At 62.5% G+C, this 22,627-nt stretch carries 30 protein-coding genes; 4 read left to right on the top strand and 26 right to left on the bottom strand.

Translation table 11 applies throughout. The features are described 5' to 3' along the window. Positions 1-29 precede the first annotated feature (29 nt). The 13 genes from NKJ17_RS05870 to NKJ17_RS05810 form a co-directional block, all read right to left on the bottom strand. A complete protein-coding gene (locus NKJ17_RS05870; RefSeq protein WP_352505512.1) occupies positions 30-344 on the bottom strand; it encodes a MocE family 2Fe-2S type ferredoxin in 315 nt (104 codons plus the stop codon). Positions 345-386: 42 nt separating this feature from the next. Then, entirely contained in the window at positions 387-1,475 is a 1,089-nt protein-coding gene (locus NKJ17_RS05865) for a fatty acid desaturase family protein (RefSeq protein WP_352505511.1), read from the bottom strand. A 91-nt stretch (positions 1,476-1,566) separates the two neighbouring features. Then, positions 1,567-2,748: an aldose 1-epimerase family protein gene (locus NKJ17_RS05860; protein WP_352686245.1), complete on the bottom strand. Its 1,182-nt coding sequence runs from the start codon at positions 2,746-2,748 to the stop codon at positions 1,567-1,569. 34 nt (positions 2,749-2,782) lie between these two features. Further along, complete coding sequence (locus tag NKJ17_RS05855; RefSeq protein WP_352505663.1) at positions 2,783-3,565, bottom strand: ATP-binding cassette domain-containing protein; 783 nt, start codon at positions 3,563-3,565, stop codon at positions 2,783-2,785. Then, entirely contained in the window at positions 3,562-4,566 is a 1,005-nt protein-coding gene (locus NKJ17_RS05850) for an ABC transporter permease (RefSeq protein WP_245274659.1), read from the bottom strand. Before NKJ17_RS05850 ends, NKJ17_RS05855 begins: the two co-directional genes overlap by 4 nt. Positions 4,567-4,627: 61 nt before the next feature. Next, positions 4,628-5,569: a sugar ABC transporter substrate-binding protein gene (locus NKJ17_RS05845; protein WP_023675781.1), complete on the bottom strand. Its 942-nt coding sequence runs from the start codon at positions 5,567-5,569 to the stop codon at positions 4,628-4,630. Positions 5,570-5,606: 37 nt separating this feature from the next. Beyond that, complete coding sequence (locus tag NKJ17_RS05840; protein ID WP_352505508.1) at positions 5,607-6,521, bottom strand: sugar phosphate isomerase/epimerase family protein; 915 nt, start codon at positions 6,519-6,521, stop codon at positions 5,607-5,609. Between the two features lie 26 nt (positions 6,522-6,547). Further along, a complete protein-coding gene (locus tag NKJ17_RS05835) occupies positions 6,548-7,636 on the bottom strand; it encodes a Gfo/Idh/MocA family protein (RefSeq protein ID WP_352687650.1) in 1,089 nt (362 codons plus the stop codon). Between the two features lie 50 nt (positions 7,637-7,686). Continuing rightward, complete coding sequence (locus tag NKJ17_RS05830) at positions 7,687-8,748, bottom strand: ABC transporter ATP-binding protein (RefSeq protein ID WP_352505507.1); 1,062 nt, start codon at positions 8,746-8,748, stop codon at positions 7,687-7,689. A gap of 1 nt (position 8,749) precedes the next feature. Further along, positions 8,750-9,841 carry an ABC transporter ATP-binding protein gene (locus NKJ17_RS05825; RefSeq protein WP_352505506.1) on the bottom strand — a complete coding sequence of 364 codons (1,092 nt, stop codon included), beginning with the start codon at positions 9,839-9,841 and terminating at the stop codon, positions 8,750-8,752. Continuing rightward, entirely contained in the window at positions 9,841-10,800 is a 960-nt protein-coding gene (locus NKJ17_RS05820; RefSeq protein ID WP_352505504.1) for a carbohydrate ABC transporter permease, read from the bottom strand. Before NKJ17_RS05820 ends, NKJ17_RS05825 begins: the two co-directional genes overlap by 1 nt. Next, entirely contained in the window at positions 10,797-11,657 is an 861-nt protein-coding gene (locus NKJ17_RS05815; protein ID WP_254820511.1) for a carbohydrate ABC transporter permease, read from the bottom strand. Before NKJ17_RS05815 ends, NKJ17_RS05820 begins: the two co-directional genes overlap by 4 nt. A gap of 79 nt (positions 11,658-11,736) precedes the next feature. Continuing rightward, the gene (locus NKJ17_RS05810) at positions 11,737-13,350 is read right to left on the bottom strand and encodes an extracellular solute-binding protein (RefSeq protein ID WP_352687459.1); all 1,614 of its coding nucleotides are present in this window, start codon (positions 13,348-13,350) and stop codon (positions 11,737-11,739) included. Between the two features lie 372 nt (positions 13,351-13,722). On the opposite strand from NKJ17_RS05810, the gene NKJ17_RS05805 reads away from it, so the two are divergent. Both NKJ17_RS05805 and NKJ17_RS05800 read left to right on the top strand, forming a co-directional pair. Continuing rightward, on the top strand, positions 13,723-14,754 hold the full coding sequence (locus NKJ17_RS05805; protein ID WP_352687457.1) for a LacI family DNA-binding transcriptional regulator: 1,032 nt from the start codon (positions 13,723-13,725) through the stop codon (positions 14,752-14,754). 107 nt (positions 14,755-14,861) lie between these two features. Next, positions 14,862-15,071: a hypothetical protein gene (locus tag NKJ17_RS05800; RefSeq protein WP_352687455.1), complete on the top strand. Its 210-nt coding sequence runs from the start codon at positions 14,862-14,864 to the stop codon at positions 15,069-15,071. Here NKJ17_RS05800 and NKJ17_RS05795 read toward each other — a convergent pair. The 3 genes from NKJ17_RS05795 to NKJ17_RS05785 form a co-directional block, all read right to left on the bottom strand. Beyond that, positions 15,068-15,490, bottom strand: coding sequence for an aconitase X swivel domain-containing protein (locus NKJ17_RS05795; RefSeq protein WP_352505499.1), 423 nt, complete (start codon positions 15,488-15,490; stop codon positions 15,068-15,070). The genes NKJ17_RS05800 and NKJ17_RS05795 overlap by 4 nt on opposite strands. Next, positions 15,487-16,734, bottom strand: a complete 1,248-nt coding sequence (locus NKJ17_RS05790) for an aconitase X (protein WP_352687453.1) — start codon at positions 16,732-16,734, stop codon at positions 15,487-15,489. Before NKJ17_RS05790 ends, NKJ17_RS05795 begins: the two co-directional genes overlap by 4 nt. 185 nt (positions 16,735-16,919) lie before the next feature. Next, positions 16,920-17,174, bottom strand: coding sequence for a hypothetical protein (locus NKJ17_RS05785; RefSeq protein ID WP_352505497.1), 255 nt, complete (start codon positions 17,172-17,174; stop codon positions 16,920-16,922). A gap of 275 nt (positions 17,175-17,449) precedes the next feature. On the opposite strand from NKJ17_RS05785, the gene NKJ17_RS05780 reads away from it, so the two are divergent. Continuing rightward, positions 17,450-17,782, top strand: a complete 333-nt coding sequence (locus NKJ17_RS05780) for a hypothetical protein (protein WP_352687451.1) — start codon at positions 17,450-17,452, stop codon at positions 17,780-17,782. Positions 17,783-17,926: 144 nt separating this feature from the next. Here NKJ17_RS05780 and NKJ17_RS05775 read toward each other — a convergent pair whose 3' ends face one another. The 5 genes from NKJ17_RS05775 to NKJ17_RS05755 all read right to left on the bottom strand — a co-directional run bounded on the left by NKJ17_RS05775 (position 17,927) and on the right by NKJ17_RS05755 (position 20,660). Beyond that, on the bottom strand, positions 17,927-18,604 hold the full coding sequence (locus NKJ17_RS05775; RefSeq protein WP_352687449.1) for a hypothetical protein: 678 nt from the start codon (positions 18,602-18,604) through the stop codon (positions 17,927-17,929). Between the two features lie 443 nt (positions 18,605-19,047). After that, on the bottom strand, positions 19,048-19,278 hold the full coding sequence (locus NKJ17_RS05770) for a DUF2934 domain-containing protein (protein WP_352475485.1): 231 nt from the start codon (positions 19,276-19,278) through the stop codon (positions 19,048-19,050). A gap of 81 nt (positions 19,279-19,359) precedes the next feature. Further along, complete coding sequence (locus NKJ17_RS05765; RefSeq protein WP_254820502.1) at positions 19,360-19,572, bottom strand: hypothetical protein; 213 nt, start codon at positions 19,570-19,572, stop codon at positions 19,360-19,362. Between the two features lie 124 nt (positions 19,573-19,696). Beyond that, positions 19,697-20,002, bottom strand: coding sequence for a DUF1236 domain-containing protein (locus NKJ17_RS05760; RefSeq protein ID WP_352475486.1), 306 nt, complete (start codon positions 20,000-20,002; stop codon positions 19,697-19,699). Positions 20,003-20,366: 364 nt separating this feature from the next. After that, complete coding sequence (locus NKJ17_RS05755) at positions 20,367-20,660, bottom strand: hypothetical protein (protein ID WP_352644917.1); 294 nt, start codon at positions 20,658-20,660, stop codon at positions 20,367-20,369. A 168-nt stretch (positions 20,661-20,828) separates the two neighbouring features. Here NKJ17_RS05755 and NKJ17_RS05750 point away from each other — a divergent pair, with 168 nt between their 5' ends. Next, positions 20,829-21,104, top strand: a complete 276-nt coding sequence (locus NKJ17_RS05750; protein ID WP_254820499.1) for a hypothetical protein — start codon at positions 20,829-20,831, stop codon at positions 21,102-21,104. A 59-nt stretch (positions 21,105-21,163) separates the two neighbouring features. Here the strand turns inward: NKJ17_RS05750 and NKJ17_RS05745 are convergent, their stop codons facing one another. The 5 genes from NKJ17_RS05745 to NKJ17_RS05725 all read right to left on the bottom strand — a co-directional run bounded on the left by NKJ17_RS05745 (position 21,164) and on the right by NKJ17_RS05725 (position 22,627). After that, positions 21,164-21,463, bottom strand: a complete 300-nt coding sequence (locus NKJ17_RS05745; protein ID WP_352475489.1) for a hypothetical protein — start codon at positions 21,461-21,463, stop codon at positions 21,164-21,166. Positions 21,464-21,634: 171 nt separating this feature from the next. Then, positions 21,635-21,958 (bottom strand): hypothetical protein, encoded by a 324-nt coding sequence (locus NKJ17_RS05740; RefSeq protein WP_352687648.1) that lies wholly within the window; start codon positions 21,956-21,958, stop codon positions 21,635-21,637. After that, positions 21,958-22,161 carry a hypothetical protein gene (locus NKJ17_RS05735; RefSeq protein WP_352687447.1) on the bottom strand — a complete coding sequence of 68 codons (204 nt, stop codon included), beginning with the start codon at positions 22,159-22,161 and terminating at the stop codon, positions 21,958-21,960. The genes NKJ17_RS05740 and NKJ17_RS05735 overlap by 1 nt, the downstream gene beginning before the upstream one ends. Beyond that, the gene (locus tag NKJ17_RS05730) at positions 22,146-22,415 is read right to left on the bottom strand and encodes a hypothetical protein (protein ID WP_352687445.1); all 270 of its coding nucleotides are present in this window, start codon (positions 22,413-22,415) and stop codon (positions 22,146-22,148) included. The genes NKJ17_RS05735 and NKJ17_RS05730 overlap by 16 nt, the downstream gene beginning before the upstream one ends. Continuing rightward, positions 22,415-22,627, bottom strand: a complete 213-nt coding sequence (locus NKJ17_RS05725; RefSeq protein ID WP_352475492.1) for a hypothetical protein — start codon at positions 22,625-22,627, stop codon at positions 22,415-22,417. The genes NKJ17_RS05730 and NKJ17_RS05725 overlap by 1 nt, the downstream gene beginning before the upstream one ends.

The following is a 22,627-nucleotide window of genomic DNA, read 5'->3' as shown; positions in this document are numbered from 1 at the left end:
GTCCCCTTTGCTACGTGACAGAAGGCCGGTCAGGCGATCTGGATCATCACCTTGCCAGCTTCCACCTTGACGGGATAGGTCTGCAGATTGACACAGACGGGAGCCCCTTTGGCCTGGCCGGTTTTGTAATTGAAGCGGCCATTGTGCTTTGGGCATTCGATGATGTCGTCCATCACAAGCCCGTCGGCCAGATGCGCCTTCTCATGCGTACAAAACCCGTCGGTGGCGAAGAATTGATCGTCCGGCGAACGGTAGATCGCGAAGGTGCGGCCGCCATGGTCGAAGCGGATGACGTCTTCCTCGTCGACATCGTCCACGGCGCACGCTTCGACCCAATCGGCCATCTCTGCTTCTCCCGAAATTTCTGCGTTGCGCTGCTGCGGTGCCTATTCAGCCGCCGCCGACATGTTCACTTCGTGGAACTCGCCACGATAGGGCCTGGCCGTTGGCGGCAGTTCGCGCTTGAGGAAATAATCCTCGTACTTGAGCTGCCTGAGCAGGACAGGCCAGACCTCGCGATAGGCATGCCATATCGACGGGTTCGGCTCCGGCAGATCGTGCTTGATCAGTTCGTGCAGCCTGGGCAGCGCGTGGTAAGGCACCATCGGAAACATGTGATGCTCGACGTGATAATTCATGTTCCAGTAGATAAACCGGCTGATCGGGTTCATGTATACGGTCCTGGTGTTGAGCCGGTGATCGACGACGTTGTCGGCCAGACCGATATGCTGCAGCAGGCCGGTCATCACCATGTGCCAGGTGCCGTAGAGGCGCGGCACGCCGATGAGCACCACCGGTATCCACGACCGCATGAAAAGGGCGAGTGCTATCGTGGCGATGTAGATGGCAATATGCCAGCGCGCCGCGATGACGGCCTTGTGCTGTTCCATCTCGGGAACGTAGCTTTTCTCGTCGGGCGTCAGCTTGCCGAACGCCTGGCGTACCAGTGCCGGAAGCGAATAGCGAAAATCGAGGATGCCGGTGAAAGCCAGCGCCGCACGCAAAAGGTCCGGCGGGCGCATCACGGCGATCTCGGCGTCGCGCCCGACGATGATGGTGTCGGTGTGGTGGCGGGCATGGCTCCAGCGCCAGGTCACCGGGTTGCGCATCAGCATGAAGCTGGCGATCTGGTAGACGACATCGTTCATCCAGCGCGTGCGGAAGGCAGTGCCATGGCCGCATTCGTGCCAGCGCGAGTCGCTGGACGAGCCGTAGAGCACGCCGTAGACGAAGAAGAACGGCACGCACCACCAGGTACCCCAGAAAAAGATGGCGCCAGCTGCGGAGCCGAGGATGGCGACGATCCAGATGATCGTGTCGCGGATCGCCGGGCCGTCCGAGCGCTGCATCAACTCCTTGATCGCCTTGCGGGGGACATCCGTGTGGTACCACTCCGCCGAGGCCAGTCCCGTCTCGATCGCCCTGCGCGTGCTTTCGCCGACCAGGCTGTAATCGCGCTTTACCGTGCCAGCCATTGTGACCTCCAATTCCCGATCGGCCGCCAACCCTCCCCGCTCCGGCCGGAACCAGCCTCCCAACTGGTGTCCCGTATCGTCTTCGCCATTATCACGACCTGCCTCCAAGAACAGGAAAACGGCCCGACGGCTGCGGATAATCCTGCTGCGGCTGCCTGGCGATTGCAGCGATCCGGCTTTCGGCGGCGGCGATCTCGCCGGCGCCGTCGAGGACCCGGAACGCCGCATCGTAGGAGCGGCTCTCGCCATGCTCCAGCCAGATCATCTCGCCGCGTTCGCGCGCCGCCAGATTGCCCAGCACATGATGCGTCGACGGCTCGATGCCCAGCGCGTACTGCCCGGCCTGGAAATTCTGCCATTCATAGGCGCAAGGCAACTGGTCCTTGCGCGTGACCACCTCGAAGCCAAGGCCGAGCCTGTCGTTGACCACCGCCACCGGGACTTCGCCGGTGCTGTCGGCGCCGAGTTCATGCTGCCAGACCTGTTCCTTGAATCCCGGTTGCGGCGCCGGCACCGTGCGGTAGCCGACCTTCTGCGCTTCATAGCGCTCGCCGGCATGCCCGGCCCAGACGACGTCGCGGATCGGCGCCAGGTAGCGCGATCCCTCGTCGAGCACCGGATGACTGACATTGATGTGGTAGAAATACATATGCGGCGTACGGTTGAAACCGTGATTGACGACACGGTCCGAAAGCCGGATCTCGTTGCCGCCGACATCGGCCTCGATCCGCCGCAGCAGGTGCAGATCCTCGCCGAATACAGTCGATTGCTGGACGATGCCTTCGGCCCACAACACGCAGCGGTCGCCGTCCCAGGTCTCGCCATAGCCGGTCAGCCGCGCTGGAATGGTGCTGACACGGCCGTGCAGCGAATGGCGTACCGTCTTCTTCGGCGGGTAGTTGTAGGTGTCGGCGGGTACCTCGTTCATGAACAATATATGGTCGAGGCCGCAGGTCAGCAGAAGGCCGGAAAACGACCGCGCCCACGCCAATCCCTCCTCGCCTTCATATTCGTGCAGGCCGGGATGGCGAAAACCGCTCGGCGAGTGCCAGCCGATCGCCTGGCCCCTGAAGTCGCAATCGGCGATATCGAGCGCCCGGTCGACCAGCGCGGTGAAGCGCAGGCCGGAGCCGGTGCGGAATTCGAGCATGCGGATGCCGCGCTCGACGCCGTCGCCAAGCGTCATCAGCCGCACGCCGGCGAACTGCGACAGCATGCCCGAGCGTTCCGAGACCTGCCGGCGCGACAGCGTCTTGCCGTAAAGCTCTACCATGTGACGGCCAGTTCTTTCACTTTGCTCCGGTCCTTCACTTCGCTCTCGTCTCCTTGAGCAGGGCCGATATGTCGGCACCGGTGATGATGCTTTCCACGGTCAGCAGATCGGTATCGGCGACCGTCTGCTCGGCGACGATCTCGCCGCGGCGCATGACGATGATGCGATCGGCGACCTGGAAGACGTGATGGATGTTGTGGGTGATCAAAAGCACCGAGTGACCGGCGTCGCGCACTTCCTTGACGAAGCGCAGCACGCCGTGCGTTTCCTCGACGCCGAGATTGTTGGTCGGCTCGTCGAGGATGATGACCTTGGCGGCGAACTGCATGGCGCGCGAGATGGCGATCGACTGACGCTCGCCGCCTGACAGCGTGCTGACCAGCGCATCGGCGTCGAGTTTCTTCGAGATGCCGACGCGCTTCAATAGAGCCGACGCAGCATCGCGCAATCGAGCGAGATCGAGCGGCGCGAACACGCCAAGCCATTTGAGATTGACCGGCTCGCGGCCGAGGAAAAGATTGCGCGCAATGCTGAGATCGGGAGCCAGCGAGGTGTCCTGGTGGATGGTCTCGATGCCGAGATCCATCGCATCGCGCGTCGAGCGGATGGAGACCTTCTGGCCGCGCACATAGATCTCGCCGCGATCGACCGGAAACACGCCCGAGATCGCCTTGATCAGCGTCGATTTGCCGGCGCCGTTGTCACCGAGCAAGGCCACCACTTCGCCCTCGTTGAGCGCGAAGGACGCGTTCTTCAGGGCGCGGACGCTGCCGAAGGATTTTTGCAAATTCTGCAGCCGAAGCACTTCCATGGTCAGCTCCTGGCGGCGTTCTTCTGCAGCAAAGCGTGCAGGATGAGCATGGCAAGGATGATGACGCCGACGAAGATGTTGTAGGCGAGCCCGGGCACGCCGATCAGCACGATGCCGTTGCGGATGCTGCGCAGCATCAGCGCGCCGACGATGGTGCCTAAAATGGTGCCGCGTCCACCGGTCAGCGCGGTGCCGCCAACCACCACCATGGCGATCACTTCGAGCTCGTACCCGGTGCCTGCCACCGGCGAGGCGGCAGAGATGCGGAAGGCGCTGATCATGCCGGCGAGACCGGCCAGCACCGAGGTCAGGATGAACAGCCAGATCTTGACCGCATCGGCCGGCACACCGCGCGCTACGGCGGCGTTACGGTTCGAGCCGATAGCGCTGATCCAGTTGCCGAGCTTGGCGTAGTGCAGCACATAGATCGCCAATAGCGACAGGCCGATGAACCACCACAGCGAGGTATAGAAACGGAACGTTCCGATATTGAAGCTGCCGGCCAGCAGCGTCACGAAGAAGCCTGGCTGGTTCCAGGATTTCAGCGGAAAGCCTTGGGTGATGTAAAGCGCTGCCCCACGCACGACGAGCAGCATCGACAGTGTCACCAGGAAGGACGAGATCCCGATCTTGGTGACGATCAGGCCGTTGATCGCACCGATCGCTATGCAGAGCAGCAGGCCGGCCAACAGCGCGACGCCAATATCAAACCCGCCGTTCTGCACCAGCAGCATGACGACGACCGGCGCCAGCCCGAACACGGCACCGACCGAAAGGTCGAACTCGCCCGCCGTCAGAAGCAGCGTCATGCCGAGTGCGATGATGCCGAGCTCGGGCAGGAACGCCATCATGTTGGAGATGTTGAGCGGCGACAGGAAATTCGCGTCGGCGATCGCGAACACCGCCAGCAGGACAATCAGGATGACGAGCGAAGAGAACTGCGGCGAGCGCATCAGGCTCGACCTGCGTTTGGCACGCGGCATTTCCTCTTCTGCGGCAATTGTCATGACAGTTCGAACCATACGCCAGGGTGACGCTCGCCGCCTGCGCGGCGAGCGTCAGTTTCAATCATTTGTTGTAGAGTTTCAGGATCGGTTCGACGCTCGAGGCGTCGTAGAGGCTGAACGTGTGAATGTCGTAGCCGATCGGTTCGCCCGCGGCGGCCAACCCGAGCAGCGCCACCGGCATGAAGCCCTGCGCTGACGGGAACTGCCAGGCAGCCGCGTTGATGAACCCAGACTTCACTGACTCGGCGGTTTCCTTCGAATTGCCCCAGCCGACGACCGGAATCTTGCCGGCCGGCACGCCGGCGCCGTCGAACACCCGCTTGACGCTGGCCGCGACGGAATCGCCGAGCGCGATGATCGCCGGCGGGTTGTTGGCGACCATGTAGTCGGTCATCTTGGCGATGATGCCGGCCGGATCGGTGCCGCAATCGACCACATCATATTTGATGCCGAGCGGATCGAAGACGCTGGCGATGCCTTCGGTCTCGAGCTGCTGGTAGCTGGCGCCCGGCACTTCGACCGGCAGGAACACTTTGTCGCCCTGCTTCACCATCTTGTGGTCGACCAGATATTTCGCCCAGATGACACCGGCTTCCTTAAGGTCGGCGCCGACATAGGCCTGCCGGCCGGTTGCCGGATCGTCGGTATTGAAGAACACGATCGGGATGCCGGCCGCCTTGGCTGCCTTGACCTCCTCGGTCCACAGGCCGGGCTGCGCCGAGGTGGTGGCGATGCCGTCCGGTTTGGCGGCAAGGGCCGAGTTGAAGGCCTCCTTCTGCGCCGCCATGTCGCCGCCGCTGAACGAGATCTTGCAGGTCACCTTGAGCTGGTCGCAGGCCTTGGTCGCGCCGGCATTCCAGTCGATCCAGAAGGCATCCGACGGGCCGCCATGCGACAGCAGGTAGAACGTCTTCTGGGCGTCCTGCGCCAGCGCCGGTGTACCCAGCGCCACACCGGCGAGAACCGTCGCCGCGGCAGCGATTTTCAACGCGAATTTCAACATTTCTCTTCCTCCCTTGTTTCGTAGCCGAACCGCGCCATCACAGTCCGTTGGCGCGGAATTTTCCGTCGAGGAATTTCTTGGCACGGGGCACGTCGTCTTCCGAAAGATGCTCGATGATGACCGGGATGTTTGGATGCTTTTCGGCCAGCCGCTTGAGATAGAGGTCGTAATTCAGCGAACCGAGGCCGGGGGCCGGCAGCTCGATCTCGCCGACGCCGCGGAAGGTGTGGCTCTCCAGCGCGTCCTCGTCGCCGATGTCTGCGTGTTTTTCCGACTTGTCGCCGCCGGAACGCTTGACGTCCTTGGCGTGGGCAATCTTGATCTTGTCGGCCAATGTGTCGAACACCTGGTTCAGGATCTGGTCCATCCTGTCGATGTTGTGCGTTTCGAAATAGTTGGTCGGGTCCATCAGCAGGCCGAGGCCTGGGTGGTCGACCTGCGCGAACATCCTCACCGTCTCTTCGACCGAGCCGACGACATTGTTGACATAGGTTTCGAGCAGGAAGACCGCGCCGTGGTCATAGGCGGTCTGGGCAAGGTCGGCGATGACCTTGCGGCATTCCTCAAAACCTTCCTCGGTCTTGTTCTTCGGGTGATGCACCCAGTCGGACTCGGTGTTGTAGGTACCGGTTTCCGAGATCACGTAAGGGGTGCCGAAATGGCGTGCGTTGCGGATGATCTCCTTCAAATAGCCGACGCGCCTCTCGCGCTCGCCCATATCCGGATGGATGATGTTGGTGTAGCCCGATACGCAGCAGATCGGCAGATTGTGATCGCGAAACGTATCGCGGACGGTCTTGGCCTTGTCCCTGGTGATCTGCCCGGCCGACAGATCTATGTCCTTGAAATGCAGGTCGAGCTGCACGGTGTTGAAATCGAGCGCACGGATCTTCTGCGCGGTTTCCTTGAGGCTATACGGGAAATAACCCGTGAAAATACCTGCCTGCATCATGGTGTGAAGTCCTCCCTGTAAGTAATTCAGTCAGTTGATATTTCGGAAAGTTTGACTGTCCGGCCCTTGTCGATCGAACGATAGCCGGCTTCGACCAGCGCCATAGTCTTGACGTTGTCGGCGACCGACAGCGCCGGCGGCTCGCCCGTCTTGACCGCGTGCTGGAGCTGCTCCATGACGCCGATGAAGGCATGCGGGAACCACATCGTGTCCCAGCTGGGTGTCACCCATTCACCACCGGTGGTCTCGGTCGAGGCGTAGGTCAGCGTCGAGGCAGCGCCAGTCGGCCAGCCGATGGTACCCTTGGCGACGCCCTTGGTGCCGTCGACGCGCCAATTGATGTGCTGGTCGTCCTTGTAGCCCTCCTGGCGCGGCCCGGACCAGACATCCTCCAGCGATACGGCGAGCACGCCGGACGGGAACTTGATCGTCGACACGGTGATGCCGTCCGAATGGTCGAAGCGGGTGCGCGGGTCCCTGCGGGTCAGGGTGGTGATCTCCAGGGGATCGCCGAACAGGAAGCGCAGTACGTCGAGATGATGGACGCTCATATTGGCGAGCGTCAGCCGGTCATAGTCCTCGAGGAAGCTCTGCCAGTGCGGGATCGCATGCATGTCGATCTGGGCGAAAACGATGTCGCCGAGCGCGCCGCTATCGATGACCTGCTTCAAGACGCGCATCGACTGGTCGTAACGCATGTTCTGGTTGACCGAGAGGATCTTGCCTGCCTTGGCCGCCTCGTCGCGAAGTTTGACGGCCTCTTCAAGGGACAGCGCCAATGGCTTCTGCGCCAGGATCGCCTTGATATGTGCCTGCTTCAGAGCATGGCGGATCAGCGCCGGCTGCTGGTCGGGCGGAAAGGCAAGGTCGATGATCTCGACGTTCTTGTCCTCGATGAGCTGTTCCGGCGTGTCATGGACGGTTGGGATATCCCAGCGTTTGGCGACCTTCTCGGCGCTGGCCTTGGTCCGCGAGGCAATCGCCACCACGGGGAAACCGGCTTCCTTGTAGGCGGCAAGGTGACATTCGGCCATGATCATGCCGGCGCCGACGCAGCCGATCCTGTATTCCCTGGTACGGACTTCGACGTCCGGCTCGAAGCCGTTGCCCGCCATTTCTTGGCTTGCCATATGTTCCTCCCGAAGCTCGTTCCTTGCCGCCGCCGTCATCTTGCCAGCGCTCCCCCGCTCTGTCCGAAATAATGCACCCTGCCGGGCTCGCAGGATATCGCCACCATCGCGTCCGGCCTGATGTCTGGCTGGCCGCGCAACAGCGCCCGCAGACGCGCCTGCCCGGCGGCGAGCGTCACAACGGTGTAGCCGCCGAGCGGCTCGACCTCGAACACTCGCGCCGGGCGGCCCGCGCCCCCCTCCGACCAGGCCTTGACCTTGATGTCTTCCGGCCTGAGTCCAATTTCCACGGCATCGGCCGGGGCGCCGGTATCCGCGATGCGGATCGTGCCTTCCGCCGCCTCCACGCCTTCGGCGCCGTGCACCGACTTCAATATGTTCATCATCGGCGACCCGAGCAGCCGCGCCACATAGGTGCTGGCTGGCCGGTCATAGATCTCGGCCGGCGCGCCGATCTGCCTGATCTTGCCGTTCTCCAGAATGGCCATTCGGTCGGCGACCGACATCGCTTCTTCCTGGTCGTGCGTGACATAGATCAGCGTCTTGCCGAGCTCGCGCTGGATGCGCTTCAGCTCGACCCGCGTTTCCTCGCGCAGCCGGGCGTCGAGCGCCGAAATCGGGTCGTCCATCAGATAGGCGGCCGGGTCGCGCACCAGCGCACGGGCGATCGCCACGCGCTGCCGCTCGCCGCCTGAAAGCTGTGCCGGCGGCTTGTGCAGGATATGGCCGATATGCAGCTTGGCCGCGACGTCGGCGACGCGCTTTTCGATCTCGGCTTCGGCGACCCGGCGTTCGACCAGCGGAAAGCGGATGTTGGCGCGCGCGCTCATATGCGGAAACAGCGCCAAATTCTGGAACACCATGGCGACGTTGCGCTCGGCCGGCGACACCGTGTTGACCGGCTTTCCGCCGATCAGGATCTCGCCCGCGTCCGGGGTTTCCAGCCCGAGCACCAGACGCAGTATCGTCGACTTGCCCGACAGCGGCGGCCCGAAGAAGCAGAAGAACTCATTGTCGTTGACAGTGAACGAGGCGTCGTCGACGGCGAGCGTGTTGCCGTAGCGTTTTGTCACATTATGGAAAACGATATCGGCCATCTCAACCTGCTCTCAATGCAAGACCGGTGGCGGCGTCGAAGACGCGCACCGCCTCCGCCGCCGGCGCGACGACAGCTGTCTGCCCGATCGCCAGCCCGACATCATTGTCGAACACCGCCTTCACCGCAGTCTCGCCGTCGCCAAGGTGGATGATGGTGCGCGCGCCGATCCGCTCGACGAAACTCACCGGCATGGACAGGCCACGGCCACCTTCAGCCAGCGTCACCTGCTCCGGTCGAAAGCCATAAAACACCTCGCCGCGCATCCTGCGTACGGCATCGGCGATCTCGACCGGCAGCGGCGGTGTCACGCCGAGCGGGCCGAGATCGATGACCAGACCACGGTCGCTTTCCGCCGGCCTGCCCTTGAGCAGGTTCATGCCCGGCGCGCCGATAAAGCGGGCGACGAAGACATTGGCCGGATTGTTATAGACCTCGAGCGGCGTGCCGACCTGCTGCAGCACGCCGTGGTCCATCACCGCGATGCGGTCGGCCATGGTCATTGCTTCAAGCTGATCGTGGGTGACGTAGACCATGGTCTGCCGGAACTGCCGCTGCAACTGCTTCAGTTCGGTCCGCATCACCGCCCGGAAGGCGGCATCGACATTGGACAGCGGCTCGTCGAGCAGGAAGATCGCCGGCTCCATGATCGCCGAACGGCCGATCGCCACCCGCTGCAATATGTTGACCGACAGTCTGTCCGCCTTGCGGTCGAGCAGCGGCGTCAGTTGCAGCATCTCGGCAATGGCGCCGACACGGCGGCCGATCTCGGCCTTTGGTGCGCCGCGCATTTTCGGCCCGTAGGCGAGGTTCTGCCGCACGCTCATATGAGTGAAGATCGCATAGTTCTGGAAGACGAAGCCGACGCCGCGCCGCCCCATCGGCACGCCGGCCATGTCGCGCTCGCCGAACAGGATCTTGCCGCTGGTAGGCTCTTCCATGCCGGCGATCATGTTCATCGTCGTCGACTTGCCGCAGCCGGACGGCCCCAGCAGCGCCATGAACTCGCCATCGGCAATGGCCAGATCCATCGTCTTCAGCGCGGTGAAATCGCCAAATTTCTTGACCAGGTTCTGCAGATGGATGGTGCTCATCAGGCCGCCACCTCGCGTACCCGAGCCATGCGTTTCATGGCAAACACCGCGGCGATGGACAGCACGATCAATATGGCCAGCGCGATTGCCGCCACATAGCCCCAGATCAGGTCCTGGGTGGTGAGCTTGTAGATGTAAACGGAGATGGTTTCGGTAGCGACGCCAGGACCGCCGCCGGTCATGATGTAGAGCGTGTCGAAGATCTTGAAGTTCTCGATCACCCTGATCGCCAGCGCGATGATGATGATCGTCTTCATCTTCGGCAGCACGATGGTGATGAATCGCTGCCAGGGGTTGGCACCGAGCAGCGTCGCCGCCTTGATCTGGTCCTCAGGCACGCCGACCAGGCCGGCAAGCAGGATCAGGAACATCAGCGGCGTCCACTGCCAGATATCGGCGACCATGACGGCGATGAGCGCCAGCGTCGGGTCCGACAGCCAGGCGATGGTGACGGGAAAGCCTGAGATCGCCGACAGGATGTCGTTGACCGGGCCGCCCGACTGAAACAGCATGAAGAACATGTAGCCGGCCACCGCCGGCACCACCATCATCGGCATCAAGAGGATCGAGTAGAAGATCCGCTTGCCGGGGAACTCGTCCGCAAACAGTGTCGCGAGCGCCAAGCCGAGCAGGAACTCCGCCGGCACGCAGACGATCATGACGATGGCCGTGCGCTTCAGCGCACTCCAGAAGCGCGCATCGGCGGCAAGATCGGTGTAGTTGGCGAAACTGTTCCACATCGACCAGGCGTTCCACCAGCCGGTGCCCGACAGCGGCGACCAGTCGGTCAGGCTGATGTAGAGCTGCATCAGGAGCGGAAAGACGGCGATGAACAGCACCAGGATCTGCGCCGGCAGCGTCAGCCGAAAGCCGAGCTTTGCGCCCTCGTCCGGCAGCACCGACGCCGCTTTGGAGGCTTGCATGTCGCCCTCCGAAATCGTCGCAGTCACCGCGCTCATTGCTTGAGCGCCCCGAAGGTCAGCCCGCGCACCAGATGGCGCTGGATGGCGATGCCCATGATGACAGGCGGCACTGCGGCTATCAGGCCGAGCGCTGCCTTGGCGCCGTAGAGTTGGCCGGTCATCGAGGAGGACAGCGAGGCCATGTAGACGGGGACCGTCACCCATTCGCGCGTCGTCAGAAGCAGCGCAATCAGATAGTCCGACCAGTTGAGGATGAAGACGAACAGCGCGGCACTGGCCAGCGGCGCGCGCATCATCGGCAGCGTGATGCGCGTGAAGACGCGCCACCGCGAACAGCCCTCGACCAGTGCCGCCTCCTCGATCTCGCGCGGCATGTCGTCGAAGAAGGTCTTCATCAGCCAGAAGGCGAAAGGCAGCGTGACGATGCCGTAGATCAACGACAGCCCCCACCAGCTGTCGGTGAAATTGAGGAAGGCCCACATGATCATCACCGGGGTCATGACCGCCATTGGCGGAAACAGGCGAAGCTGGATCAGCGCCAGCGGCAGGTTCTGGCCCGAGCCGAAGCGCGACAGCCCGTAGGCCGCCGCGGTGCCCGCCGACATGGCGATTGCCGTACCGAATGTGGCCGACAGCAGCGACGACAGGATCGGCTTCAAAGCTGTGCGGTCGAGGGCGACGATCAGATTGTTGGTCGACTCACCGAAGACGAAGCGGAAATTGCTGAGTGTCGGGTTCTTCGGCCACCATGTCAGGTCGGCGCCGGTCGCCGACCATTCGGCGATCGGCTTGAACGCCATCGACACCATCCACAGGATCGGCACCAGCGTCACCGCCATCGCCGCAAGGATCGCGGCATAGCGGAATATCTCGAAAGGAACTGAACGCTTCATCTTGCGGCTTTGCTGGGTCCTTCGTTGCCGAGGGGAAGAGCGACCGCTCCTCCCCTTCTTGGTAGGATCCTTGGAAGGATCAGGCGATCGGATCGAGGACGGTCGGCCAGGCCTCCTTGTTGGTCTTGATGGCTTCGAGAAGCTTCTCCTCGCCGGTCCGGCGGGCAATCTTCTTCCACTCGGCCTCGGTGTCGGCCATCGCCTGCTCGGCTGTCTTGGCCTTGGTCAACGCGGCGACGAGGTTCTCGTCCAGCGCGTTGTGGAAGGCGGTGGCGCCGGGATAGTTGATGGTGGGCACGGTGCGGGCGACCGTCTCGCGCACCACGTCCATGTGATAGGCGTGATAGGTCTGGCGAACCAGCGGATCGGAGAAATCCGACAGCCGGAACGGATCGAAATAGCCGCCCGGATTAGCGGTCATCCAGGCGTAGATGCGACTTGAACCCAGCCACTGCAGGAACAGGTAGCAGGCTTCCGGATTCTTGGCTTGCGAGGACACCGACGCCGACAGATTGAGCCACAGCACCGAACGGCTGACCAGTTTTCCGTCGATCTCGCGGCCGGGCGGCAGCATGGAGCCGATCTTTCCAGTGACAGCTGAATCCTTGTTGCCGGCATTGTCGAGAAATTTCGGCAGGTTGGAGAAGGCACAGGTCATGGCCGCACCGCCCTTGGCGAAATTGCCGTACTGCTCCGGCCAACCCCAGGAGATCGCATCCGGCGAATGATGCGAGAGCGACGCAATGTACTCGCTGGTCGCCGCGATACCTTGCTCCGAATTGATCAGCGGCTTGCCGGCATCGTCGAACAAGAACTGATTGGGCGAAGCCATTGAGACATAACGCTGATACCAATTGGTGTAGCCCCAGCCCTGGTTGCGCAGATCGGTCGAGCCGAACAGGCCCTTGTCCGGGCGCTGGAAGAAGGCTGCGATCTCGTCATGCTGCTTCCACGTCTTCGGCGCCGCCAGTTCATACCCGTATTTGTCGGAGAAAGCCTTCTTCTCGGCTGCGTCGCCGAACAGATCAGTGCGGTAGACCCAGGTCTGGAAATCGCCATCCAGCGACACGCCGTAGGTCGAGCCGCGATACTGGTTGAGCAGCGAGACGCCCTTGGCGCCGTTGACGTAGCCACGCTCGGGATCGTCCCATTCCGGCTTATATTGTGCAACGAAGTCGTCGAGCTTGAGGATGCCGCCGGTTTCGGCGAGGTCGCCAAGACGGTTCCATTCGACCGCGTAGATGTCGTAGGCTCCACCCTTGGTGGAGATGTCCTGCATCGTCTTGGTGAATTCCTGGCCGTTGGGCACACCGACGATCTCGAGCGGAATACCGGTTTCCTTCTCCCATAGATCCTTGATAGACGGCGCGCCCGCCGGAAACGGCTGCGTCAGCTGGCCGATCGAACCGTCGGACAGGCCGAGCACGATCTTCGTCGGCGCCTTGCCGGCGCCCTTCATCGCCTTGGCTGCCTCGATGGCGCGGCCCTCGGGTGTGTCGGCGCCATACTGATAGCGCTCCGAGCCGTCGAAGCCGGTCGGGCCACCGATCATGCCGGGCGCCAGGGCATCGGCCGCATAGGCACGGCTTGGGCGAATGAATTTCGGCGCGATACCTGCGGCGGTAACAAGGACTGCCGCCTTTCCACCGGACGCCAGCAAACGGCGCCGCGACACGCGGATCAAATTCGACATTGGAAATCCTCCCTCAGGGCCTTGTTCCTCCACGGCCCTTATGATGGATATTGACGGCACTGCACCAAGGCTGTCAACATCATAAATAATCAAGACACATCATAATATCTCAAGGGAGGGGAAAATGGCGTTTATCAAGGCTCTCACACCGAAGCCGGTGCTTGAATTTGAGGGAACCAGGCCTGCCCACCTCGCCGCTTTGGTCCGCTTCGGAATTTGGTCTAGCGCAGCGACTTGCGGATCGGCCAAGGCCGGTTACATCATTTCCCATCAGAATCGCGAGCGGCGATGAGGCCGCTCTCCGACATCGGATCCATGAAAATGCATAATCTCGATGCGTCTTTGGCACATTTTGGAATGAGGTGATCGACGGTGCGGTCCACCCTGACAGACATAGCCCGGGAAGCCGGCGTTTCCGCCGCCACGGTCGACCGTGTGCTCAACAACCGCGCCGGGGTCAGGGCGCGCACTCGCGAGGTCGTGCTCGAAACGGCACAGCGGCTTGGCTATATCGCTGAAAATTCAAATAATCCGAGCTCGCTCAACGCGCTGCGCGGTGAGATCATACGGCTCGATTTCGCCCTGCCCGCCGGCACCAATTCCTTCATCAAGATGCTGCACCGCCAGATCGAGGCGCAGGCGCAGTCGCGGCCTGACCTCGACGTCCGCGTCGCCACTATCGAAGGCTTCAATCCGGATCGGCTCGCCCGTCTGCTGCAGGAACTGCACGGGCAGACGCAAGGCGTTGGTGTGATCGCGCTCGACCATCCGACGGTGCGCGAGGCGATCCGTTCGCTTTCGGCCAGCGGCGTCAAGGTGGTTACCCTCGCTTCCGACATCCTGCATGTGCCGAGGGTTGCCTATATCGGCATCGACAACCGCGCCGCCGGCCGGCTCGCCGGCTACCTGCTCAACCGCTTCATGGGCGCAGGGCGTCCGGGCAAGGTCGCGCTGTTCGCCGGTTCGCTCTCCTACCGCGGCCACGAAGAGCGCGAGATGGGCTTCCGCCACATACTGACGGAAGAATCGCCCAATCTGCAGATCGTCGAGATGCGCGAAATGCTCGACGATCGGGAAAAAGCCTACTCTGAGGCCTCCGCCCTGCTGGACCGGCACCCGGACCTGGCCGCCGTCTACAATGTCGGCGCTGGCAACACCGGCATCGCCCGCGCGCTGAAGGAACGCGGGCGCGCGCTGTCGACGGTCTTTCTCGGCCATGAGGTGACGGAAGGCACCAAGGAGCTCTTGCTCGACGGCACGCTCGACGCGGTCATCGACCAGAACCCGCGCGTCGAGGCCCGCGAGGCGCTCAACACCTTGACCCACGCGGTCAGGGGATTGCCTTACGAACTGCACCAGCCGAGGCTGCAAGTGATCTTCAGGGAGAGCATCCCGGAGATCTGAACACAGGTGAGTGGCTGGGGTTTCGTGAATCTTGCGGGCGCGCTCTATTCCGGCCAGCCGCTGAACAACACGCCGCTCGACCGCTCGCGGCGACCGTCGGCTTCTGGATGCTGGAAGACCAGCTTACCGTTGGCGCGCAATATCTCAGCGTTGGCAAGATCACGCGCACCAACCGCAGCAAACCGGACGAACCGACGCTCGTCGATGACGGCTTCGATCTGGTCAACGTCTTTACCAACTGGCGTATCAACGGCCACGCCAATCTCGATTTCAGCGTCGACCTGGCGGCGGGGCGCGGCGGGACGATGGCCGGCTAGAGCTTGCTCACCATCGCTTGCGCATCTTCGCCCAGACCGATAGCGATCCGGTCGCCGGAGGCAATGCCTGATATGTCGCAGACGACCAGCGGCATGCTGATTTCGTAGAGGAATTCGGCAACGATGGCGCCGATGGCAAGGATCGGGTCCGGCCGCTCCAGGATAATGCCGGCCGGCCCCGTCCCTCTGCGAATCGCTTCGGCCAGAACCGAAGACGAGGACGACGACCCCCGCCCGCTCGGCATCACCAGGATCCTGCCGGCGATATTGCCGCCCAGGTCCGGATGCGAATGGTCGATGATGTCGCCCGTTTCGACATCGATCCCGCCCCAGAAGCTGAGCGCCTGCGAAAGCACCAGCGCCGGGCCCTGTGCGGAGCCGGCAAGGTGGAATGTACCGGTTCTGGCCGGCGCCTTCATGGCGCGCCTCGCACGACGCGGCCGGCCGCGGCCGAGCGGACGCAGTCTTCCATGTCACCGAAGGCCACCGAGACACCGATGTTGCCAGGTGCGTAATGCGCCCATTTGCCGGAATTGGTCATCACCACGCCGTCGAGACGCTCGAGGATCGACGTGACATAGGTGCAGGTGTCGGTGACCGGGACAAGGCCGAAGGCTTCCATGCCGGCCAGTGCGCCTTCGTCCTGCAGTCGCGTCAGCGTGGCACGCCCTGTGTTGACATAGATCGGGACGCCCCTGCCCGGCGCAACTTCGCGCAGCAGCGGCAACAGGCGCATCCACTCTTCATGGGAGAAATGCGGCGTGCCTAACGACACGGCTGCAAGCTGCACGCCGTCGGGGACGCTCGACAGCCTGGCCAGCGCATGGCGGACATCAGCGCTAGAGATCCGGATTTTTTCCTCCGGCACCAGGCCGTGCAACGCCTCATCCAGCGTCGTCGCCTCCGGCGTAATGCCGACCGCATGAAACAGCGCCACAGCGCCCGTCGTTGCCGCCGCCGCCCCCAGCGCCTTCAGTTGGTCCTCGTCGCGCGGCTGCGGCAGGCCTGATATGACAGGAATGCGGTCGCCGCTCTTTTGCCCGACAAGTAGTCCGACACCCACGAACAGGGCGTCGCTGGGCTCGAGACCGCCAGTCAGCTCGAACAGGATCCGGCCTCGTCGATTTTCACTCAGATGCAGCCCCCAGGCCGGCGCGCGTCCGGTCATTGCGCAGCATAAATCGATGAAATCGCCATAACGGTTGGTTCGCGCCCCGATCACCGAATTGGCAAAGACGATGGCGTTGGACTCACCCCAGGCGATCTGCTCGCCGAACCTTGGCCGGAATCGAGTCTGATAGGGTGCGCAGGTGAAGGTCGCCTGGCAGCCGAGGTCCAGATGCGCCATCATCAAGCGACGCGCCGGCGCTTCTTGCGACATCGGCATCTTCACCAATCCGGGATGGATGAGGTCGAACGAACCGACATTCAGCGTCGTCGGCACCCGAACGCGGCCGCCGCCCTCGATCAGCCTTTCGACGAAATCGAGGCTAGCCTGGCCGTGATAGAGGCAGCCGTCGATATGGGCACCGGCAATATTCAACAACTTGCGCGCGCCGACCGCCTTCGCGAAGGCGACCAGGATCTTCATGGCGGCAGCCGCTGCCGAGCCTTGCTCGCCATGCAGCATCGACTGGTCGCCGGCCGTCAATTCCAGCGTCATCGGCAAATTCCCGAGCCCGCACTATGCCGATCAAGCACTCCCTGATTGCGGAGCATCTGGCAAGACAGAGCTTCGGATCTCTTCTACTTCGCGGCGATCAGCAGACCAGACGTTCACAGCTCATCGCAAAGCGAGAGAGACGCGAAGCACGGTCGGAGAGCGGGCGATCCACGGCGGAAACGGCGCTATTCCTTCTGGGACGGTCGGTCGGCCGTGCTGCGGTCGCCATCTGCAGAATGCGGCAGGATGCCGAAGTCGCGCGACTTGGTCCCATGCGCCGCCGTCAGGAAACCATCGGCTGTGAGACCTCGCCTCAAAAGCTCACGTACCGCGGCCGACCGGCTCGGCATGTGCTTTTCGAAGCGCCAGTTCTCCAACGCCGCCAGTTCATCGACAGTCAGCATGATCTGCAGTCGTTCCGGGCGTTCCAGTTCGGACATCTCGGCCTCCAGTCATACCAGCCTAAACGCAGCTGAGTTAGTATGTTCCTGATTTTGTGTAGAATTAGGTACGTGAGCAGAGTACGTCAAGACCTTCAGATGTGTGACTCATGCAGAAGTCCGATGAAGCGGATCAAGCATCAAATGGGCAATCAACAAAATACGCTAACTATTTGACACGAAGCGATTTTTCAAGGGTCTTCGCTTGCCAATCACGAGCCCTGGGCGCATGGTAGAACACGAGGGACAAACCGCTCCTGAAAGGAAGGTTTTCCATGCGCTACGGATTTTCGGTTCGCCTGCACGAAGACGTCGGTTCCCGAGTTCGAGCTACATTGCGGTCCGGGATTGCCATCAATCTGACTGCTGTCGCCGAAGCCGTGCGACTGCAAAACCTCGCCGAGAATATTGCGCGCGAAGACATCGAATGGCTCGTCATGCAGGCAGCCCAGCTCCAAGGCGCAGCTATCGAGTTCGACGGCTTCGCGGAAGCCGATCTGGCGGAGTTTGCGTGCACTCAGCTGATGCAAAGCAGCCCCGCATTGGGCTGGGACGCCCTGGAAGGCGGGGGGGCCGTTTCGCCGGATCTTGGCCGTCAAACACATTGAAGCGCGTGCTCTTGTGAGCCCAGCCATGCTGCCGCCACGTGCTCGGCAAAAAAGCCCGCCGCAATGGCGGGCTTTGGACCGCTGGAGGTCTGGTGGACGAAGGCCTCTCGGCCCGGTCCGACATTTCATTCCGATGTATTCGCCTTAGCGGCGCGCGATAAGCAGGCACAATTGGCGCAGATCGCTATCGTAAGTGCCTTCGCTACTCAGCACGTCGACGCAGCGCTTCTTCATCCTGACCAACTTGTCGCTCGACATGTCGGCGACGACCTGGGGTAAGCTGGGATTGCTGGGATTGGACGGGCTGCCCGGGTTGGACGGATTGCTCGGATTGGTACCACCGATCCCGACACCGGCGCCGGCATTGATGCCGCTGCCGACCCTGACCCCCGCGCCAGCCCCAACGCCGCTGCCGATACCTACCCCCGCGCCGGCGGCAATGCCGCTCGAACCGCCAACCGTTGCGCCGGCACCGGCGTTGATGCCGCTTCTGCCCCCAACCGACGCGCCGGCGCCTGCGGCGATGTCCCTGGAACCGCCAACCGTAGCACCGGCACCGGTGTTAATGCCGCTGCCGCCCACCAAGGCACCGAAGCCTGCCTTGATGCCGCCGCTGCCGCCAACCGTTGCGCCGGCACCGGCGTTGATGCCGCCGCGACCGCCAACCGTCGCGCCGAGGCCGGCATTGATGCCGCCGTTGCCGCCGATGGATGTTCCAACACCAACGGCAATTCCGTTCGCGGCATTCACGGGCATCGAGAGCATGAAAAGCGCTACGCTGCCTGCTACTGCACCGGTGATTGTTTTGATGTTGATGGTCATAACCTTCTCCCTGCTGTAGTTTCGCTGAGCAACCCGCGAACTCGCCGGTTGCATTACGCCCTAAGTGCAAGGAAGAAGATCGGTTTCTTTGCCGATCAACTTGCTGGTCCCATGGTGTATTTTCAAAAAACAGCCGCGTGAAATTTGTATTGAAATTTTCCGAAAGTTTGAAGCGATGCGAGAGTCAGCTGGTGTGCGCCGCAACAGACGAACGTCGCAACGGGTCGGCGGCCGAAAAGGCGAATTCCTAATCTGCAAACCACAACATCAAACCGAACCCCTCGGCAATGGAACAACGGGCCGAGAAGATCCGCGCTGCGCGGGTTTGCTTCACCGTGCTGCGTCATTTTTGACCGGTCTGGACTGTCTCTGCTGCCGACCGCGGACGAAAGTACAGAGCGCCGAATCGCGAGATCCAGCGTTGGAATCAAATCCGCGCGAGTTCACGCTTTGCGTGGTCGCGCCTTGGGTTTGGTTCCGTCCTTGGCGGCCGGCGCCGGCTTAGGCTGACGTGCTTTCGACTTCGGCCGGCTGGCGGTCTCTTTCGTGGCAATTTCTGCGTCGATTTCGGCGGTAGCCTGATCCCAATGCTGCTGATGCGCCCCGTCGGGCCTGCCTGCCTGTTCCCAGATCGCGTGTGCCCGCTGGCGAATCCGTTCCTGTCTGTCCCTCACCGTTGCCTCCGTCGGTTCATGCGTAAGCAACTTTGTTCTAGCTGAAATTTCGACCGGCGTCTTGAGCCCCAGGCAACACCGTCATTGAACCTCTCTGTCACACAGGACGGCGACGCCGAGGAGCGCCGCCTTCTTGATGATCAGCCCTTCAAGGTCGGCGTCCGAGCGCTCGGTTCCGGTGCGTTCACGCAACAGTGCAATCGCCGCCTTCATCGACAGCAGCCCATCGCCTCGTTCAGCAAGCAGTTTGTCGACGGCGGCGGCCACGTTGGCCCGCTCGACATGCGGCAGCATGGGAATGGCTCCTTTCCTTGTTTCGCGACGACAGCGGCTCCATCCCGATCGCTCGGGATGGAGCTCTTATTCGATAATTTAGACCGTGACCTTTCCAAATCCGGTTCGCGGTTTGGAACGCCGATCACTCGATGACGTGCACGATCTTGCGGGTGCCTGGGTCGACGAGCACGGTGCGATTGCCGACGACGACGTATCTGTACTTCACGTCGGGAACATCGATCGGTTGCAGCTCGACCGTATCTGGCACCGTGGAACCGATATTGAGCTCCACGCCCAGAAGATTGATCGACGCCAACGGGTGCTTATGGACGTATTCGCGGATGACCGTCTGCTGTTCGGGCGTGACAATCACCTGGTCCGCGGTGGCCACGCCGACGCCGGCGAGCAACACCAATCCCGCCGCAGCAGGAACAAGGTGGATTTTCATCGTCTACTCCTGTTGTTACGGGCCTCGCCCTTACAGTTGCGACGCGGCTTTCCGGTCGAAGCGGCGAACCCTCTAGGCAAACGCCCACGCCACCTTGTTGTTCCGTAAGTGGCGGCTAATCGAATGGCGGTGAAGTGCCCGCGCGGTGCGGCGAATGAACTGCAAATGAGCTACGGTGGCCCGCGTCGCAAGACACGGGCCGATCGGTTTCCCGATCAGCAGCGACACCGGAGGGGGATGATATCGGCTGCGTCTGAAACAACGTTTAGGACAAGCTAATGTTCCTGAGAGAGGGCAACAAACCTGCCGGTACAGCGCGACGTTACCGCCCATGGGCAAGCCCCTGTGGCCGCAAATGAAGCGGCTACTGCTTTGGCGGTTGTGGCGGCACCTCGCCGGGCTTGAGCACCGGGGTCTTGCCCTCGTCCGGCGGTGGCGCCGCCATGCCCTGATCGCCCGTTGGCGGCGGCTTCAGGACCCCACCGCATGGCTCGAGCGTGTCGGACAAATTGTTGCCGGCCGGCTTCTGCTGCTGGTTCTTCTGATCCTGCGGCTCGACCTTGCAGCGGTCGGATTGCGCCTGTTCGCCCGGCTGCGCGGCCGCCGGCGCCGCCAGCAGCGCACCTAGCATATATGGCAAGAAAATGAGCGGTCTCATGTCGAGCTCCTTTCGCGCCAGTATCTTCTGAATGTGAAGGCGGGCAGGCGCGATTGGTTCCGTCGTGCGGCAATGCGCCCAGACCGCAGCGGCCCGGAACCGGCTGCCAGACTTATGAGTTCAACCACTGAGCCAGTTCAGGGCCGCCGACATTATGGAGAACCAGCGATGGAACCGCGCAGGAAAGAACGAACCGACGACGAGACCGAGAGCCCGACGATCCAGCAGCAGGACTGGGATGCCATCCGGAGCGGGAGAATCCTCCCTGACGGCGTGCCGCAAAACGGCGACATCCGTTACGACGTCGAGAAAGACGGCGAACTGCCGGAGGAGGACGACGACAACGCCTACCAGGACAGCGACGAGGCCTTGCCGGACGATACGGAGGAACGCGTTATTTCACGCGATCTCGCACGCGAAGGTGGTCCTTTCGACGAGGAATGAGTGATTGCCTTTCGCACTGCGCTCGCTGTCCGGGTAGACGATCGGATGAGCCCCTGCTTTCAATTCGGGAGGTCGAAGACCGGCTCCTGGCAGCGATAGACCAGACATTGACCGTCACGCGTCTTGATATACGCGGCGCGCGGCACTTGCGGCCAGTCGCATTCATTGCCGAATTGGCGGACGTAACGGTCGTAGGTGTTCTGGCCGGTGGTCAGCACCACCGAGCGATGCCTCTGGATCAGAAGCTGCGTCTGTTCGCATGTCATCGCGCGGCTGTCCGGCCGGGCGTCGGCCGTTGCGGCAAACAGAAGCGCCCCGGCTGTAAGGACTGCCGCTTGTGTCAGGACTCTGCCAAGCATGAGACCATCTCCCGTGAAGCCTAACGCGCATCTTGGTTTCGCAAGCGCCGGATCGAGCCACCCTCGCAAAGAAAAGATCGTACAGATTGCCAGGAAAAATGCAAAAGCCCGCCGCACCTTTCGGCGCGGCGGGCTTCAACTGAACGTCACTCTTAGTCAGGCTTGGGCGGCTTACTCCTCCTTCACCGGCCCGAACCGGCGCACGATCATTTCGAAGACGATATCCGAGATCCACATCGCCGATACGCCAATCAGAAAGGCCGCGGCCAGCGTCGTGGTGTCGTCGTCCGGCGAGGGAAAGGGCAGGCCGGCGGCGCGGAAATACTGCACGACCGGCAGCGTCAGATAGGCCGCCGCCAGCGCGCCGCAGATCGGCGAGGCCACCATTTCGCGGACCTTGTAGCGGTGACGTGACAAGGCCCGCAAAATGCCGCCGGACAGGCCGGCGACCAATACCGGCGCCTTGATGCCCAGAACGTCGAGCAGCTCATGCATCATGGCGTCCACCCGCACCATCTGGCGCCCTGCCCGTTGAAGGCGTTCATCTCGTCGAGCTCGGGCCGGGTCATGGCGGCGACGACCGGGGCGGATGGCCGGCGTGGCTGACTTTGGTCGCACCAGACTTGCCGCGGATTGCCGGTCGGCGCGGTTGTCGTGCAGCCGGCCAGCACCAGGCAGAGGATCAGCGCCTTGCCCATTTCTCAGCCTCCGCTCTTGCTGCCGCATCGGTCATGCCGGCGGCCTTCCGCCCTTCGGCGGAAGCCTCGCGGTTCATTTCGAGGCGGTCCTCGGCGGCCGCGATTTTTGCCTCGGCCTGTTTGACCGCCTCCTTCTTCGCCCGGTTGATGCCGCCGGCAATGTAAAGGCCTATGCCGCCGGCCACAGCAGCGAATACCGTCATGACGACCTTGTTGCCGATGATGGCGCTGAGAATGGCGAGGAGCGCGGCCATCACAAATCCTCGGCGCGGCGGCGGCGCAGGAACTCGGTCAAGACGCCGTTGATCACAAGAAACCAGGGGAACCATTCCCCTGGGATGACCGGCGAAAGAACCTGAGGGTCGACATAGGTGACGATGCTCGCGATGATGCCGATAGCCGCCTGAAGCCGCGCCCAGAATATTGTTTCGCTGTCGCGGAAGAAGCTCTTGATCCGGGTCCACAT

The sequence above is a fragment of the Mesorhizobium sp. M0208 genome, from assembly GCF_040322015.1.
Lineage (GTDB): Bacteria > Pseudomonadota > Alphaproteobacteria > Rhizobiales > Rhizobiaceae > Mesorhizobium.
The sequence above is the reverse complement of the archived record's forward strand: the minus strand, read 5'-3'. Positions and strand labels throughout refer to the sequence as shown.

Coding starts and splice junctions, on each gene's coding strand:
- NKJ17_RS05870 (WP_352505512.1), bottom strand. CDS start 344: ATGGCCGATTGGGTCGAAGCGTGCGCCGTGGACGATGTCGACGAGGAA.
- NKJ17_RS05865 (WP_352505511.1), bottom strand. CDS start 1,475: ATGGCTGGCACGGTAAAGCGCGATTACAGCCTGGTCGGCGAAAGCACG.
- NKJ17_RS05860 (WP_352686245.1), bottom strand. CDS start 2,748: ATGGTAGAGCTTTACGGCAAGACGCTGTCGCGCCGGCAGGTCTCGGAA.
- NKJ17_RS05850 (WP_245274659.1), bottom strand. CDS start 4,566: ATGACAATTGCCGCAGAAGAGGAAATGCCGCGTGCCAAACGCAGGTCG.
- NKJ17_RS05845 (WP_023675781.1), bottom strand. CDS start 5,569: ATGTTGAAATTCGCGTTGAAAATCGCTGCCGCGGCGACGGTTCTCGCC.
- NKJ17_RS05840 (WP_352505508.1), bottom strand. CDS start 6,521: ATGATGCAGGCAGGTATTTTCACGGGTTATTTCCCGTATAGCCTCAAG.
- NKJ17_RS05835 (WP_352687650.1), bottom strand. CDS start 7,636: ATGGCGGGCAACGGCTTCGAGCCGGACGTCGAAGTCCGTACCAGGGAA.
- NKJ17_RS05830 (WP_352505507.1), bottom strand. CDS start 8,748: ATGGCCGATATCGTTTTCCATAATGTGACAAAACGCTACGGCAACACG.
- NKJ17_RS05825 (WP_352505506.1), bottom strand. CDS start 9,841: ATGAGCACCATCCATCTGCAGAACCTGGTCAAGAAATTTGGCGATTTC.
- NKJ17_RS05820 (WP_352505504.1), bottom strand. CDS start 10,800: ATGAGCGCGGTGACTGCGACGATTTCGGAGGGCGACATGCAAGCCTCC.
- NKJ17_RS05815 (WP_254820511.1), bottom strand. CDS start 11,657: ATGAAGCGTTCAGTTCCTTTCGAGATATTCCGCTATGCCGCGATCCTT.
- NKJ17_RS05810 (WP_352687459.1), bottom strand. CDS start 13,350: ATGTCGAATTTGATCCGCGTGTCGCGGCGCCGTTTGCTGGCGTCCGGT.
- NKJ17_RS05800 (WP_352687455.1), top strand. CDS start 14,862: ATGCTGGAAGACCAGCTTACCGTTGGCGCGCAATATCTCAGCGTTGGC.
- NKJ17_RS05795 (WP_352505499.1), bottom strand. CDS start 15,490: ATGAAGGCGCCGGCCAGAACCGGTACATTCCACCTTGCCGGCTCCGCA.
- NKJ17_RS05790 (WP_352687453.1), bottom strand. CDS start 16,734: ATGACGCTGGAATTGACGGCCGGCGACCAGTCGATGCTGCATGGCGAG.
- NKJ17_RS05785 (WP_352505497.1), bottom strand. CDS start 17,174: ATGTCCGAACTGGAACGCCCGGAACGACTGCAGATCATGCTGACTGTC.
- NKJ17_RS05780 (WP_352687451.1), top strand. CDS start 17,450: ATGCGCTACGGATTTTCGGTTCGCCTGCACGAAGACGTCGGTTCCCGA.
- NKJ17_RS05775 (WP_352687449.1), bottom strand. CDS start 18,604: ATGACCATCAACATCAAAACAATCACCGGTGCAGTAGCAGGCAGCGTA.
- NKJ17_RS05765 (WP_254820502.1), bottom strand. CDS start 19,572: ATGCTGCCGCATGTCGAGCGGGCCAACGTGGCCGCCGCCGTCGACAAA.
- NKJ17_RS05760 (WP_352475486.1), bottom strand. CDS start 20,002: ATGAAAATCCACCTTGTTCCTGCTGCGGCGGGATTGGTGTTGCTCGCC.
- NKJ17_RS05755 (WP_352644917.1), bottom strand. CDS start 20,660: ATGAGACCGCTCATTTTCTTGCCATATATGCTAGGTGCGCTGCTGGCG.
- NKJ17_RS05750 (WP_254820499.1), top strand. CDS start 20,829: ATGGAACCGCGCAGGAAAGAACGAACCGACGACGAGACCGAGAGCCCG.
- NKJ17_RS05745 (WP_352475489.1), bottom strand. CDS start 21,463: ATGCTTGGCAGAGTCCTGACACAAGCGGCAGTCCTTACAGCCGGGGCG.
- NKJ17_RS05740 (WP_352687648.1), bottom strand. CDS start 21,958: ATGCATGAGCTGCTCGACGTTCTGGGCATCAAGGCGCCGGTATTGGTC.
- NKJ17_RS05735 (WP_352687447.1), bottom strand. CDS start 22,161: ATGGGCAAGGCGCTGATCCTCTGCCTGGTGCTGGCCGGCTGCACGACA.
- NKJ17_RS05730 (WP_352687445.1), bottom strand. CDS start 22,415: ATGGCCGCGCTCCTCGCCATTCTCAGCGCCATCATCGGCAACAAGGTC.
- NKJ17_RS05725 (WP_352475492.1), bottom strand. CDS start 22,627: ATGTGGACCCGGATCAAGAGCTTCTTCCGCGACAGCGAAACAATATTC.